This is a genomic window from Clostridiales bacterium, from assembly GCA_017569285.1.
Lineage (GTDB): Bacteria > Bacillota > Clostridia > Christensenellales > Aristaeellaceae > Aristaeella.
Genome location: CP069419.1, coordinates 2247682 through 2263343 on the forward strand (window position 1 = coordinate 2247682; position 15662 = coordinate 2263343).

General features: G+C 58.3%; 13 protein-coding genes. 10 read left to right on the forward strand and 3 right to left on the reverse strand.

From position 1 onward, the window contains the following. The first annotated feature begins 89 nt into the window (after nt 1-89). The 9 genes from JNO48_09725 (at nt 90) to JNO48_09765 (ending at nt 11559) form a co-directional block, all read left to right on the forward strand. On the forward strand, nt 90-2258 hold the full coding sequence (locus tag JNO48_09725) for a SpoIIE family protein phosphatase (protein QTE67478.1): 2169 nt from the start codon (nt 90-92) through the stop codon (nt 2256-2258). A 294-nt stretch (nt 2259-2552) separates the two neighbouring features. Beyond that, nucleotides 2553-5162, forward strand: a complete 2610-nt coding sequence (locus JNO48_09730) for a glycoside hydrolase family 3 C-terminal domain-containing protein (GenBank protein QTE67479.1) — start codon at nt 2553-2555, stop codon at nt 5160-5162. Between the two features lie 21 nt (nt 5163-5183). Further along, a complete protein-coding gene (locus tag JNO48_09735; GenBank protein QTE67480.1) occupies nt 5184-5945 on the forward strand; it encodes a sugar phosphate isomerase/epimerase in 762 nt (253 codons plus the stop codon). Nucleotides 5946-6534: 589 nt separating this feature from the next. Then, the gene (locus JNO48_09740) at nt 6535-6849 is read left to right on the forward strand and encodes a hypothetical protein (GenBank protein ID QTE67481.1); all 315 of its coding nucleotides are present in this window, start codon (nt 6535-6537) and stop codon (nt 6847-6849) included. Beyond that, nucleotides 6842-7987: a radical SAM protein gene (locus JNO48_09745; GenBank protein QTE67482.1), complete on the forward strand. Its 1146-nt coding sequence runs from the start codon at nt 6842-6844 to the stop codon at nt 7985-7987. The genes JNO48_09740 and JNO48_09745 overlap by 8 nt, the downstream gene beginning before the upstream one ends. A gap of 595 nt (nt 7988-8582) precedes the next feature. After that, nucleotides 8583-9122 (forward strand): hypothetical protein, encoded by a 540-nt coding sequence (locus JNO48_09750; GenBank protein QTE67483.1) that lies wholly within the window; start codon nt 8583-8585, stop codon nt 9120-9122. Between the two features lie 31 nt (nt 9123-9153). Beyond that, nucleotides 9154-9993 carry an ATP-binding cassette domain-containing protein gene (locus tag JNO48_09755; GenBank protein QTE67484.1) on the forward strand — a complete coding sequence of 280 codons (840 nt, stop codon included), beginning with the start codon at nt 9154-9156 and terminating at the stop codon, nt 9991-9993. Next, entirely contained in the window at nt 9990-10820 is an 831-nt protein-coding gene (locus JNO48_09760; protein QTE67485.1) for an energy-coupling factor ABC transporter ATP-binding protein, read from the forward strand. The genes JNO48_09755 and JNO48_09760 overlap by 4 nt, the downstream gene beginning before the upstream one ends. Beyond that, entirely contained in the window at nt 10813-11559 is a 747-nt protein-coding gene (locus tag JNO48_09765) for an energy-coupling factor transporter transmembrane protein EcfT (GenBank protein QTE67486.1), read from the forward strand. The genes JNO48_09760 and JNO48_09765 overlap by 8 nt, the downstream gene beginning before the upstream one ends. Before the next feature lie 67 nt (nt 11560-11626). Here the strand turns inward: JNO48_09765 and JNO48_09770 are convergent, their stop codons facing one another. From JNO48_09770 to JNO48_09780, 3 genes are read right to left on the reverse strand one after another with little or no spacing between them, the layout of a single operon-like run. Next, nucleotides 11627-12856, reverse strand: a complete 1230-nt coding sequence (locus JNO48_09770; GenBank protein ID QTE67487.1) for a DUF4129 domain-containing protein — start codon at nt 12854-12856, stop codon at nt 11627-11629. 18 nt (nt 12857-12874) lie between these two features. Continuing rightward, nucleotides 12875-13924 carry a DUF58 domain-containing protein gene (locus JNO48_09775; protein QTE67488.1) on the reverse strand — a complete coding sequence of 350 codons (1050 nt, stop codon included), beginning with the start codon at nt 13922-13924 and terminating at the stop codon, nt 12875-12877. Continuing rightward, nucleotides 13921-14862, reverse strand: a complete 942-nt coding sequence (locus JNO48_09780) for a MoxR family ATPase (protein QTE67489.1) — start codon at nt 14860-14862, stop codon at nt 13921-13923. Before JNO48_09780 ends, JNO48_09775 begins: the two co-directional genes overlap by 4 nt. A gap of 182 nt (nt 14863-15044) precedes the next feature. Here JNO48_09780 and JNO48_09785 point away from each other — a divergent pair, with 182 nt between their 5' ends. Continuing rightward, nucleotides 15045-15569 (forward strand): cysteine hydrolase, encoded by a 525-nt coding sequence (locus JNO48_09785; protein QTE67490.1) that lies wholly within the window; start codon nt 15045-15047, stop codon nt 15567-15569. The last annotated feature ends 93 nt before the right edge of the window (nt 15570-15662 follow it).

The following is a 15662-nucleotide window of genomic DNA, read 5'->3' on the forward strand; positions in this document are numbered from 1 at the left end:
CAATCAAAATGTCCGGAATCCGGAAAGGGGAAACGGCTCCTTTCCGCAAACGGATATTGTTCCCCGGCCGGCGGCGCCGGGAAGGCGAGGTGACATCGTTGAGAAAATTCCGGAAACTGGTGATCGGCGGGATTGAGAGCAAGATCGTCCTGCTGATTATTGCGGCGATGCTGCTGCTGGCCGGGGTATTCCTGGCCGTGACGCAGACCCAGAACAAGCTGCTGGTGGACCTGAGCGGGGAAACGAACGAGCGGCAGCTGGCCGCCATGAGCGGGACCACGGCCGGGGTGATCGATACCGTGATCACCCAGAACATGGACAGCATCACGGACAAGGAAGCCCAGCTGGCGGACGAGATGTTCCGGGATGTGGCTGCCCGGGTCCGGATGGTGGGCGATTATGCGCAGAAGCTGCTGGAAAACGCGGATGGGTCCCCGCGCGCGCCCTGGAACCGGCCGGATCCGTCGAAGAACGGGGAGCTGTTTGCCAAGGTTCTGTTTGCCGAAGGCGTGGACGAGGCAGCCCTGGAAGACCGGGTGGGCATCATCGCCAATATGGGCGACATGATGATTTCCCTCTGCAAGGCTTACGGCGGGGACAACATCTGGTTCTCCCTGGCGGAGGGCGCCACGCTGATGGTTGATGACGTGCCGGATGAGTGGATCCTGGATGACGGCAGCTATGAAACCTACAATGCCACTGAACGGTACTGGTATAAGCAGGCAGCGCAGGAGGGGAAGCTCGTCTTCTCCGATGTGGAGATTGACCGGCGGACCTGGAAAAAGTGCGTTACATGCGCGCTGCCGGTATACGGCGCGGACGGAAAGCTGCTGGGTGTTGCCGGCGCGGACATCTTCCTGACGGACATGCAGGCCAAGGCGGCCGCATCCTCAGACAGCGCCGGCATTCTCCTGATCGTGAACCAAAACGGCCATGTGGTGGTGGCTCCGGACAACCAGGACGTATTCCCGGTGCTGAAATCCGTGGAAGCCAGCGACCTGCGCGAATCGGACAATTCCGGGCTGGCATCTCTGGTGAAGGATGCGCTGCAGAGCAAGACCGACGTACGGATGGTCAGCCTGGATAACGGAACCTACTACATGATCGGCGTGCCGATGAAAACCCCCGGCTGGGCGATGATCACCGCCTTCAGCGAGGAAGTGGCCGGGCAACCCGTGCGGACGATCCGGGAAACCTATAACGGCATCCAGGCGGAAGCCGCCGAGGAATACCGCACCAAGACCACCCAGGGCCAGACGCTGATGTGGATTATCCTGGGCCTGCTGCTGGCCGCACTGGTGGGCGGCGCCCTGCTGGCCGGCCGGAAGATCGTCAAACCACTGAACACAATTACGAAGCGGATTTCCGAGATCGGCGGGGACAACCTGCAGTTCCGGATGGAAGACGAGTACCGGACCGGGGATGAGGTGGAGGTTCTCGCAAAGTCCTTTGCGGACCTTTCCGCGAAAACCATGGATTACATTGACCAGGTTACTACGGTGACGGCGGAAAAGGAACGGATCGGAACCGAACTGCATGTGGCACGGGAGATCCAGAAGGGAATGCTCCCCGGCATCTTCCCGCCCTATCCGGAACGGAGCGAGTTTGACCTGTATGCCGCGATGGACCCTGCCAAGGAAGTGGGCGGCGACTTCTACGACTTCTTCCTGATCGACCATGACCACCTGGCCATGGTGATGGCGGACGTGAGCGGCAAGGGCATCCCCGCAGCGCTGTTTATGATGGTTTCCAAAACCATCCTGAAGAACAACGCCATGCTGGGCAAGTCCCCCGCGGAAATCCTGGTTTCCGCCAATGAGACGATCTGCTCCAACAACAAGATGCAGATGTTTGTGACCGTGTGGATGGGCATCCTGGAGATCAGCACCGGGAAGATCACAGCAGCGAACGCCGGACACGAGTATCCGGCCATCCGCCGGGCCGGCGCGGGCTTTGAGCTGCTGAAGGACAAGCACGGTTTCGTGGTCGGCGGTATGGAGGGCATCCGCTACAAGGAATATGAAATCCAGCTGAATCCGGGCGACAAGCTGTTCCTATACACCGACGGTGTGCCGGAGGCCACCAACGCGGAACAGGAGCTGTTTGGAACGGACCGGATGGTCACCGCACTGGACACCGGCGCGGACGGCAGCGCCCGGGACGTGCTGGTGAACGTGCGGAAGAGCGTGGACGCATTTGTGCAGGATGCCGAGCAGTTTGACGACCTGACCATGCTGTGCCTGGATTACAAGGGATAAAACAGACGGAAAGACGACAGCGCCGCCCCGGCCTTTCCTGCCGGGGCGGCGTCCTGCTGTGGCGGAAGGCGGCTGGGAAGAAAACCGCGGAAGCATAAATGATCCAACGGAACCGGACCGGGTACCCGACAGGGCACCCGGTTTTTTGTATCCCGGCGGCGCCGGGGTATTGACCTCAAGTGAGCTTTAAGTTATAAAATGAACCCGGAGAGAAAACAGAAACAGCGGCAGGAAGGCCGGAAGGGAGATAAAGGCCGGCCTGCTGGATCATATCCGTATCGGAGGAATGACTGTATGGACCGCAACACACCCCTGTATGATCCCCGCCTGACGGACCGGGAACGGGCGGAATACCTGGTTTCCCAACTGACCATTGAGGAAAAGTTTGCCTGGTTCGGCCTGCGCATCCGCAACGAGCGCCTGGGCCTGGCCGTTTCCACCTGCGGCGGGGAAGGCGCGCACGGCGTGCAGGCCAGGGCCGGGCAGGGGGAAATGCACCCGCCGACCCCGACCACGTCCTTAACCCAGCCGATCGGTATGGCGGCGTCCTTTGACAAAGAGCTGATTTTCAAGGCTGGCGACGTTACCGGAAAAGAATCCCGGGCATTCGCGAACGCGGTCAGCAAGGGCGGGCACTGCCGCCTGGCGCCTACAGTCGATATGTGCCGCGATCCGCGGTGGGGCCGGAACGAGGAAGGCTACGGCGAGGATCCGTATCTTACCGGCAAAATGGCTTCCGCGTATATCCGGGGCATGCAGGACGAGCACAACTATGACGGGACACCGGTGGCGCCCGGGGAGCGGGGCAGCCGCATCCGGACCGGTGCGGTACTCAAGCATTTCTACGCCAACAACCAGGAATACCGGCGCGCCTACGACAGCTTCGACATCTCCGACAAGGTGAAGTACGACTACGAGCTGGAACCGTTCCGCTACTGCGCGCAGGAAGGCCACGCGGAAGGCGTGATGACCTCCTACAATGAGATCAACCACCTGCCGGCCATGCTGAACCACGAGGTACAGGATATCCTGAAGGACCGGTGGGGCATAAAGTATGCCATGACGGACGGCGGCGACTTCCTGCAGACGGTGAACTTCCACCATTATTACGAGACCCACGCGGAAACCCTGGCGGAAGCGGTCCGGGCCGGCGTGGACGCGATGCTGGACAATCCCTTTGAGGTGCAGAAGGCGGCCAAGGAAGCGTATGAGCGCGGCCTGGTTACGGAAGCGGAGCTGGACAAGGCGATCCTCTGCACGGTGACGGAGCTGATCCGCCAGGGCGCCTTTGACCCGGAGGATCCGTACGCGGAGCTGGACATGGCGGACGTGGGAACGGACGAGGCGAAGCGGATATCCCTGCAGATGAGCCGGGAATCCAACGTTTTGCTGAAGAACGAAAACGGCTTCCTGCCTTTCCACCGGGACGACGACATCGCCCTGATCGGCGACGTCGGCAACAACTGGTATATGGACTGGTATGCCGGAAAGCCGATCTACAAGGTAACACTGAAGGCCGGCCTGGAAAAGCGGATGCACCGCGAGATCCCGTATGACAGCGGACTGAACATGTTCCGGCTGAAATACGGCGACAAATACATCGGCGGAAGCCATCCCGCACAGGCTTACTGGAGCTACAACAAGCCGGAGCCGGCGGAGCTGGTGCTGGTGGACAAGGCGGAGGATGCGATTGTCTTTGAACAGCGCAACTGGGGCTGGGGCAGCAATTTCCTGTATGCCCCCGCATACCGGAAGTACGCCCGGGTGGATGCCCTCGGGAAGATCACCCTTTCCTCCGATGAGCCGTTCACCTTTACCCTGATGGAGAACTTCACGATCGGTACGGCGGATGCTGTCCGCAGCACGGACACGCCGCGGAACGCGAATTGCGTGGAGCTGACCCGGTACTGGAACGACGAGGAATGCGGCATCAAAATCTACTGCTTCGGCAACCGGAACGTGTACATTGAGGACGGAAAGCTGACCACGAATCCCCTGGTCCGCAAAAAGCCCGAAAGCAACACCAAGGAAGGCGGCAACGTCGTGGAAGCCTGGGCGGGATCCGAAAAGGAAGCCGCAACGCTGACGGTGGAGATCGTTTCCAGCGGAATCGAGCGCGCGAAGGAAATCGCGAAGAAGGCGAAGAAGGTCATCGTGGCGCTGGGCTGCAACCCGATGATGAACGCGAAGGAAGAGATCGACCGCAGCAGTATTGAGATGATCCCCCTGCAGCAGAAGCTGCTGGAGGAAGTGTGCGCGGTGAATCCGAATGTGGCGGTGGTGCTGATCACCAACTACCCGTACGCCATCAACTGGATGCAGGCGCATGTGCCTGCCATTCTCACGAACGCGACCGGTTCCCAGGACATGGGTAACGGCCTGGCGGACGCGATCTTCGGCGAGGCGAACCCTGCCGGACGCCTCCCGATGACCTGGTATCAGAGTGACGATGACCTGCCTCCGCTGGAGGACTATGACCTGATCAATCATCCCCGGACCTACCGGTACTTCGACAAGCCGGTGCTGTACCCGTTCGGATACGGTTTGAGCTACACGAAGTTTGACTACAGCGGCCTGCGGGTGGAAAAGTGCGGCGATGGACTGAAGGCATCCGTGACCGTGACAAACACCGGCGGCGTGCCCGGTGATGAGGTGGCCCAGCTGTATATCCAGCGGGTGTCGCCCTCCGGGACGGTGCATCCGATCCGCCGACTCATCGGGTTTGAGCGGCTGAAGGACCTGCAGCCGGGTGAAAGCCGGGAAGCCTGCTTCACGGTGAACCCGTGCGACCTGGAGATCTACATGGAATCCGAAGGAAAGAAGATCATTGAGTCCGGGGAGTACCGGGTATATGCCGGCGGAAACTGCCTGGACGAGCGGCTGTCGGTGAATACTGAACTGTAATCAGGAAAGGAGCATCAGAGCATGGAAATCGGCGCCCAGCTGTATACCCTGAAGACATACTGCCAGAATGAGAAGGACCTGGCCCGGTCCCTGGAAAAGGTGGCCGGGATGGGCTATTCCTGCGTGCAGCTTTCCGCGATCGGCCCCATCGCCCCGGAACGGATCAAAACTATCTGCGACGATAACGGCCTGAAAATTGTGCTGACCCATACGCCGGAGGCGGAGGTGCACGGACGCCCGGAAGAAACCATCGAGAAGCACCGGCTGTTCGGCTGCCGGTATATCGGCATCGGCTCCCTGCCGGAGCGGTACCGCAACCCGGACTTCCTGCCGTACTTTGCGGAGGACTTCCTGCCCGCCGCCGAAAAGTTCAAAGCGGCCGGGATGAAGCTGATGTACCACAACCACTGCTTTGAGTTTGAACGCCTGCCGGAAGGGGACACGATGATGGACCGGCTGCTGGCCATGATGCCGGCGGACCTGATGGGCCTGACTGCGGATACCTACTGGCTGCAGTACGGGGGTGTGGACGTGAATCAGTGGCTGAAGGAGCATGCGGAGCGGCTGCACTGCGTCCACCTGAAGGACTACGGGGTTAAGGGATTTACGGTCCGCATGGAAGCAGTCGGCTCCGGGAACCTGGACTTCCCGGTGATCCTGGAAACCCTGCGGAATAACGGAATCACCGAGTATGCCCTGGTGGAGCAGGATGACTGCAATGGGGAATCTCCTTTCGCCTGCCTGAAGCGGAGCCTGGATTACCTCCGGACACTGCCGGAATGAACTGAATAACTTGCTCACACAACGCCGTTTGGGGGACAAAACGCCATGTCCAACAAACGGCGTGTTCTGATTCCGGCATTTTCCGGGATGTGTGCGCGGGAGCAACATACGGCATTCAGATTGCAAACATATTCTGTATACAATTCTCCCCGAAAGAACAAATTGAACAAATTAAATATTTGGCAAAACCAAAAAACATGAAAATATTGATAGAAAAAGGATTTTTATTCGAGATGTCCATCAGATTCGTGGCGGCCTTTTCGCGTTGAAACTGCGCCGTTCCAGGCGTGTTGTCCATCTGATGTCCATCAGAGAAATTGACTAAAAATGCCCAAAAGTGACCAAGAACAACAATGTACGTATTTACTTGTACAAAAAAAGTTGATATTATATCAGCGTAGAAGTATCTCCGGAATTTGCAAAAGGAGCAGATACACGGATTGTTACTACTGAACAGACCAGCAATATGAGCCGGCATTCAGCGATTGAGATGAGATTACAAAGACTCTTAAGGAGGGGACAGTTTTGAAGAGAAAGTATGAAAAGCCTTTTGCCGAAAAGATGGAATTCGACTATAGGGAAAACGTAGTTGCTGCATCTGATGGCAACGGCGATGTTGGCAGAGGTAGAGGACGGGGTGGCGGATGTGATGGTGTACCTTATCATCGCAACCAAAGAAGTTTCAGTAGTGGAAGAAATTCGGGCTGCAATTAAGGGAAAATTTCTGGAATGGATTACCGGGGTCTGGGAAACCAGACTTCCGGTTTTTTTATCGGAGAAATGTTGTATAATCAAAATAACCATAAGATTCGTTCTACATATAAACCATAGATTGGTAAATGATTGGGATGGACTGAGAGATTCGGCCGAGAAGATAAGACTTGCGGAGGGAACATATGAATGACCCGATCAATGGACAGGCATACTTGGAAATGATGCTGCGGCAAGAGAAGGAAAAGAGGCCGGGTTTTTCAGGGTTTTCGGAATACCTTGAATCAAAGGCCCGCAAGAGAGGAATACCCATCCACGGACAGTTTGAATTGACACCGTTTTGTAATTTTAACTGCAAGATGTGTTATGTCCATTTGCTTCCTGAGCAGATGAACGGTCGCTCGGTGCTAACGGCAGGGCAATGGAAGGAACTGATTCTTGAGGCGTGGAAAAGCGGAATGTTTCAAGCGACACTTACTGGAGGCGAATGTCTGACATATCCGTGGTTTGATGAGATCTACTTATATCTGCATAGTTTGGGATGCGAAGTTAATGTAATGACAAACGGATTGTTGCTGGATGATAACAGGATCAGTTTCTTCAAAAAGCATCCACCAGCGTCCGTACAAATCACACTTTACGGCAGTAACAACGATGCGTATGAAAAGGTTACTGGCCGGCGGGCGTTCAGCATGGTGGCCGAGAATATCCGGCGGGTGGAAGAAGCAGATTTGCCTGTTGTTTTATCCATGACACCATGCAGTTACCTGGGCGAGGATGCGCTTGAAACACTTCGGTTTGCTTATGGTACCGAACATGAGGTGCTGATCAACTCAATGCTGTTTACACCGCATCAGGAGACCGGGCGCACCGGCACAGGTGCTGAAGCGGATATTGATCTGTATGTGAGACTTTATCGGTTGCAAGCTGAATTGAAGGGAAAGAAACTGGACGATCATTATGAAGGCAGTTTGCCTGAACCGGGCGGACCATTTCATGAGTGTGCGGAATGTGGGCTGCAGTGTGGCGGTGGGCGATCTGGTTTTATAATGAACTGGAAAGGCGAGATGATTCCATGCAACCGATTGGATATGATTATGGAGTATCCCTTGCGGGATGGTTTCGCAACAGCATGGACAAACCTGAACAGACGGGCGGAAAACTGGCCACGGATTCCTGAATGCGATGGTTGCGCTTATGAAACGGTTTGCAGAAATTGTGCGGCTAATACTCTTCAGTTTGGTGAACCCGGGAAAAAGCCGGAGAAATTGTGTGAGCGAACCATGTATTTTGTCCGTCATGGAGTATGGGAAATCCCGGAATGCGAGTAAGTGATGTGTTATTCTTCCCGGTGCTCTATGCACCGGGATCAGGTCAGTCTGGTCTGCATCTTATTATGACATATCAGCAAGTAATGTAGAAGGACCGGAAGCTGTAAGATTGGTGCATTGAGTATTTGAAAGCAGAGAGTGAAAATGCTGCTGCGTGATGGGAAACAACAGTACAATGGAAATACAATCGGGCATATTGACAGAATCATGGAGCCATGGTATCTTTCATCCAACATATTGAAACCTTAGAGGCGAAAGTCAAACCGGAAGGGACGCCCACAGAGAGCGGGGGCAGCTGAAAACCCGCGGAAGGTTCACCGGCAAATGGTTCGCTGAGGGAAAGGGGAAACGGGGTAACCCGGAGTATCCGGACCGTATGCCTGCGTTAAAGGCAGAGCGTGTGTTGGCACGTTCGTGAGAGATGAACCGGTTTTCCGGTTCAAAAAAGGTGGCACCATGGATGATCACATCCGTCCTTTGACAAGGACGGATTTTGTTTTTATCCGCCTCCTCTCTTTCACCGACCGGGACGGCATCCGGCACCAACGGAAATTTATGGACAGCCCACAGAGGCGAAAGAAAGGAAGGATTCCCCATGGCAGAAAAACGTGTACTCACCAAAGAAGAAACCAAAGGCTTTTCCGTTCAGGACCTGATCATCGTGGCGGTGCTGCTGGCCGCCGGAACTGTGCTGAAGCTGTTTGTCGGCAGCGTGATCAACTTCTTCGGCATGAAGCCGAACTTCATCATTGCTTCCTATTGCCTGGCCATCCTGCTGGTACGGCCGAAGCTTCCCGGATGCGCGATTATCGGCATCCTTGCCGGCGCGATCTGCCAGTTCCTGCCCGGAACCCCGTGGCTGAATTTCATCAGCGAGCTGCTGGGCGCGGTCACCATGTTCTTCATGATGAAGGTGCCGTTCAAATTTGGCAAGCTGGACCTGAACCCGCTGCTGTCCACCTTCGTTTCCACAGTGGTTTCCGGCGGAAGCTTCGTGCTCTGCCTGCTGCTGTTCATGGGCGCGGCCACTTCGAGCCTGGTGGCCTATATCCCGATCGTGCTGGGCACGGCGGCCATCGGCGCGGTGCTGGTGCAGCTGCTTTACCTGCCCCTGCGGAAGGTTCTGAACCGCTGAGGCAGCCGATACCGGAAGGAGCTTGTTTTCCATGATTACGATTCAGGATTTTTCCTTTACCTATAAGGGGGAGAAAAAGCCTGCCCTGCAGGATGTCTGCCTGACGGTTCCGGAAGGCGGATTCCTGGGGGTGATCGGTCCGGCCGGCGCGGGGAAAACCACGCTGGCCCGGGCCGTGAGCGGCATGATTCCCCATCACTATACCGGGGACTACTACGGCCGGGTGTCGGTGAACGGGCTGGACACGGTGGAAACCTCCCTGTCGGATATCTCCCGGCAGGTGGGCATGGTATTCCAGGACGTGGAAAGCCAGATCATCTCCCCCATGGTGGAGGATGAAATCCTCTACGGGCTGGAGAACTTCGGCGTGCCGCGGGAGGAAATCCCCGCGCGGATGGAAGAGGCGCTGGAGCGGGTCGGCATCGCGGACCTGCGGGACCGGACCATCGGATCACTGTCCGGCGGACAGCGGCAGAAGGTGGCCATCGCCTCCATCATTGTCCTGAAGCCCCGCGTCCTGGTACTGGATGAACCCACGGGTGAACTGGATCCCCGCAGCAGCCGGCAGGTGTTCTCCCTGCTGAAGGAACTGAACGAGGAACAGGGGATCACCGTGATCGTGATCGAACAGAAGATTATGCTGCTGGGCGAATTCGCGAAGCAGCTGGCCGTGCTTTCCGACGGGAAGGTCCTCCGGCAGGGGGAGACCCGCGAAGTACTGGCCCACTCGGATGAACTGGAAGCCGCCGGCGTCAACTGCCCGCGGGTGACCACCCTGAGCCGCCTCCTGAAGGAGAAGACCGGCGAGGAACAGCCCGTCTGCGTCAACCTGGATGAGGCGGAGGATATGGTAAGGAGGCTGATCCCATGATTCAGGTGGAGAACGTCAGCTTTGCCTATTCCGACCAGGCCGCCACGGTGAAGGACCTGAGCTTCCATATTGAAAAGGGCGAGTTTGTGGCGCTCCTCGGCGCCAACGGCACCGGGAAAACCACCACGGTCCGCCTGATCGACGGACTGCTCCGGCCGACCAAGGGCCGGGTGCTGATCCAGGGCGCGGATACGGCCGCGACCTCCGTGAGCGAACGGGCGCGGCATGTGGGATTCCTGTTCCAGAACCCGGACCGGCAGATCTGCAAAAACACGGTGCGGGAAGAGATTATGTTCGGCCTGCGGACGGTGCGGGACGATGAGAGCGAGGAACAGCTGAATGCCCGCTGCGACAAAGTGCTGGAGGACTTCGGCTTCACCGGGGAGGAAGAACCTTTCTCCCTCAGCCGCGGACAGCGGCAGCGCGTGGCGCTGGCCTCCATCCTGGCGGTGGAACCGGAAATCCTGATCCTGGATGAGCCGACCACCGGCATGGATTACCGGGAATGCTGCCATATCATGGACCGGATCCGCCGGATGAATGAGGAACAGCAGGTAACGGTGATCATGGTGTGCCATGACATGGAAGTTGTGCTGGACTATGCCAGCCGCGCGCTGGTGATGGCGCACGGACAGCTGCTGGCGGACGGCCCGGTGGCGGAGATTTTCCGGAAGGACGAACTGATGGAGGAAGCCTCCATCCTGCCGCCGCAGATGATCGGCCTGGCGCAGCGGCTGGGGGACGGATTTGAACAGGCCGACAGCCCGGAAGCCATGGCGGAAGCGGTTCTCGCCCGCCGCGCGGAAGGAGGGAAACGGCATGAATAACCTGTTCCAGTACGTGCCGGGAAACTCCGTGATCCACCGGCTGAACCCGGTGACGAAACTGCTGCTGGCCATCGTGATCTGCATCGCAGCGTTCCTTTCCGGCAATCTGATTTTCCTGGCGGCGCTGCTGGTGATTGACCTGCTGATCGGCATCGTGGCCGGCGTGGCCTGGAAGACCTGGACCATTTTCCGCGGGCTGCTGAAGATTGCCCTCTTCCTGTTTGTGCTGCAGATCCTGCTGGTGCGGGGCGGCACGCCGGTTTTCTGGATTATTACGGATGAAGGCCTGCTGACCGCCGCGCGGGTGGTAATCCGCCTGGTGGTGGTGTGCATGCCGCTGGCGCTGGTGCTGGCGGTAACAAGGATTACCGACCTGACCAACGCCCTGGTGCAGGTGCTGCATGTGCCGTACCAGTACGCGTTTACCCTTTCCACCGCGATCCGGTTTGTGCCCCTGTTCCTGGAGGAAATGAGCGGGATCATGGAAGCGCAGACATCCCGGGGTGTGGCCTTTGACAAGGCAAAGGGCCTGAAGAAATTCTCGATGATGCTGCCGCTGTGCGTACCGCTGCTGGTTTCCTCCATCCGGAAGACGGATCAGACCGCCGCGGCGGCGGAGGTGCGCGGATTCCGCCTGCGGACCCGGGAATGCGCCTGGAAGCGGTATCCGTTCCACGGGATTGACCTGGCGGCGGCGCTGTTCTGCGCCGTGCTGCTGGCGGCCGCGATTATCCTGTAACCTTTCTATTGGAATATGAAAAAGCCCGGTGCATATCCGCACCGGACTTTTTTCGTGGTTCAGATGATCAGCCGACAATCCGTTCCAGGCAGGCCTGGGCCTCCTGGACCTGCTCGCGGGTGACCGCGGAGGGGTTGCCGTAGCGGGCGGCAAGATAAAGCTCGCGGAGACGAGCCGCGTCTTTGCTTTCGGCCATCTGCAGGTCCTTCTCCAGCACTTCCGCGGAGGTGTCGGAGGGGTAGACGGCGACGCCCTTGTCCCGCCGGTATTCCAGATAGGTCTTGTAGATGCGGCGAAGCTGGCGCGCGCTGCCGGCCAGGAGCGGCAGGCGATTCTTCCGGCGCTTCCGGCCTTTGACCGGGGCGCTTTCGTATTCCTCATACATCAGCTCTTCGTCCGCTTTGGCCTCGTTCTTCCGCGCGTGGTGCCAGATCAGCAGGAGGACGATGACCAGCAGGATGACCAGCAGGATCCAGCCGCCGATTGCGGCGGCGCGCTCGATAAGCAGTTCATTAAAGTTGGAAATCTCGATGGCGCGCATCTCTTCGCTAACCGAGCCGGACTCTTCCAGGGCTACGGGCTGGGCAACGGAGAAAGGCTGCATGGCTTCTTCCAGCGTCATTTCGTCAATGGGCGAATTCCCGGTGGGGAACAGCTGGTGGAACAGCCAGATGAAGAAACGGCCGACCGGGGCGAGTATCGCGCCCAGCGCGTATGTGCTGAAGCGCAGGAGCAGGAAGACTGCCAGGGAGGCGCCGATGGCCAGCAGCGGGATGCCGACCACGGACAGGACGTTCCGCACCTGCCAGCGCATATCCATCTGCGCGCCCATCCGCAGCCTGCGCATGACGAAGATGCCCAGGATCAGGAAAACGAGAGCATAGACCAGGCTCTCCGCGGAGATGACCTGGTTGCGCATGAGCGTGGAGTTGGCGATGTTGGCCGCGACAAAGAACAGGCTGATGGACAGCATAAAGATGAAGGCCTTGCGGTATTCCTCCAGCGGGATGGCGTAATGCCCCAGGACCATGACGATGATATAGTAGATCCAGGCAAATACCGGGAGGATCAGCAGCCACGTGAACGGCGCGAGGAGGAAACAAAGGCCCGGCAGGAGCGCCAGGACGCCCCGGATGACCGGGTTACTGATCCGGACGATGACCAGGCCCAGCAGCAGGCAGGCAGCCGCGAACAGCGCCATGGGCAGGGTGAACGCATTTGCGAGCGTTGCCGCGTGCAGGACGGAGAAATAGAAACAGATTTCCGCCGCAATCCGGAAGACAAATGTCAGCTTCATGGAAAAACCTCCCTTGAATCACGCGATGTCTTCTTCCGCACAGAGAACAACAGGTTTTCGGTCGATGTGGCCCGCGAGGCGGTGAATGGCCGCCTGCGTGCTTTCATCCAGGGTCGGGGTGATGACGATATAGGTCCGGCTGGGCTTCTTCATGCGCAGGCAGGCATCCACCGCATTGGAAAAACGGGTGTAGCCCGTCAGGCCGGACAGGCCGATTCGCCGCTGGATAAAGAACAGGTGACTGCTTCCCAGGCCTTCCGTGAGGGAGAAGAGGTCGCCGTTGCTCTGCATGGCATAGGGGACCTTCTGCTGCTCCAGCATCCGGCAGACCGTGGAGGTCATGGACAGGCACTGCTCCATGAGCCGGCGGGAAGTCGGGTCGATATTGACGACAACCACGGCAGCGTGGTCGGCAGTGTAGTCATTCTGGCGCACGATGAGCCGGCCGACCTTGGCACTCTGGTTCCAGGAGATCTGCTTCAGGGGTTCCCGGCCGGAGTAGTCGCGGTATCCCTGGACCATGGTGGGGTCATCATACAGGAAGCGCCGGACGGAGAATGTGCCCAGCTCGCCTCCCAGGGCCCGGATGGAGGGCACATCGCACGATGCCGCGGTGCAGATGATCCGGAGGCCAACATCCCCGGCGCGGACCTTCGGGCTCAGGCCCAGGAAATCGCCGGATTCCAGGTAGTACCGGCCCAGGTCATACAGGCCCCGCCGGCGGACGGAGAACCGTACCCGGCCGGAGAACTGCCGCTTGGGCGGCAGGAAGAAATGATGCGAGATGCGGACGCCCGTGAAATCGGTGACGGTGTACCGCTTCATGAATGCCTCGTCCTCTTCCGGCGCGAAGTCCGTATCCAGCCGCAGGGAGAGCCCGCCGTACATGACGGGGAGGATGCCGGTGTTGCGGACGGTATAGCGGAGGGTAATCACTTCCCCCGGCTCCGCAAGATCCGTATCAATGGCAAAATGGACATAAAGATTCCGGAAATAGTCCCGGCGGCTGATGATTTCGACGACGCCCAGGATCACGACTGTGAGCAGCAGGACAACTGCGACCATCATAGCTGTTCGAGGGGGACGGGAATCTCGTCCAGCAGGTTCTGCAGGTACTGGACATTGTCCAGGTGGCTCTGGTTGACCAGGGTGAGCCGGTGAGGCAGGACGCACAGCGCTTCCAGCTTCACGTCCTCGGGAATCACATAATCCCGGCCGCGCAGCGCCGCGATGATCTGGCAGGCGCGGTACAGGGCGAGGGTGCCGCGGGTGGAGATGCCGGTGAGCAGCATCTCGCTGGAGCGGGTGGCGTCCACGAGGTTCATGATATAGGCGGCGATGTCATCGCTGACCCGGACTTCGGGATAGCTCTTCCGCAATTCTTCCAGCTCGCCGGGTTCAACGACGGGCTGCAGGCCTTCCAGCAGGGTGCGGGTATCCGGGCGGCGCAGCACGCCGATTTCCTGCTCCCGGGTCATGTAGCCCAGCTTCAGCCGCATGAAGAAGCGGTCCAGCTGCGCCTCGGGCAGCGGGAAGGTGCCGTAGGATTCCAGCGGGTTCTGGCTGGCCATGACCAGGTAGGGCTCCTGCATGGGATAGGTGGTGCCGTCCACGGTGATCTGCTTTTCCTCCATCACTTCCAGCAGCGCCGACTGGCTGCGGGGCGTGGCACGGTTGATCTCATCCGCCAGGATGACCTGGGCGAAAAGGGGACCGGGACGGAACTCGAACTCACTCTTTTTCTGGTTGAAGAAGTTGATGCCGGTAAGGTCGGAGGGCATCAGGTCCGGGGTGAACTGGATGCGGCGGAATTCCCCGCCGATGCTGCGGGCGAAGGCACGGAGCAGCATGGTTTTGCCGGTGCCGGGTACGTCCTCCAGCAGGATATGGCCCGAGGCGACCAGGCAGACGACGATCTGCTCGATAACGTCTTCCTTGCCGACGATGATGCGGCTGCAGTTTTCCAGGATTTTATCCTTCAGTTTCACAAAGGGCTGTGTCTGCATGAATGATCCTCCGGATGCAAATATGGATATTGGGTTTTCCCGATTCTGAACATCTTTTATCATATCATTTTTCCGGCATGCGGGCAATACCCGCCGCAGAAAGCACCGGAAATGATTGACCGCGGGCGGTCGTTCGTTTACAATATTGTCTGCATTCATTTGCAGGAGGCGCGTGAGCTGAAATGATTTTACTGGTTGTGGATATGCAAAAAGCCCTGACCGAGGACGAGGAGCTGTACGACGCGGAAGCGTTCATGGACCGGAATATCCGGCTGATCGACGCCGCCCGGAAGAACCATGTGGAAGTGATCTTCGTGCAGCATGACGCGGGCGAAGGCTCCGGCTTCTCCGCCGGGGACGAGGACTTCGAGATCGATCCGCGGGTTGCGCCGAAGGAAGGCGAGAAGGTCTTCGTGAAGACCATCAACAGCTGCTTCGGGAACAAGGAGTTCAAGGCCTACATGGAGCAGCAGGAAGACAAGCGCCTGATGGTGATCGGCCTGCAGACGAACTACTGCATCGACGCCACGGTGAAATCCGCTTTTGAGCGGGGATTTGAGGTGATCGTTCCCGAGGGAACCAATTCCACCTTCGACAACGACTACATGACCGGGGAAACCACCGTTGCGTACTACAACGAGGATGTGTGGGACGGCGTGGCCGAGCTGCCGACATTTGACGAAGCGATGGAAATGATTGAAAAGTAAAAACCACATTGCAGGTCCCGGGAAACCGTGAAAAGGGTTCCCGGGATTTTTGGTGAAGAGTTTAGAGTTTAGAGTTGAAAAAGCCCGGAAAGC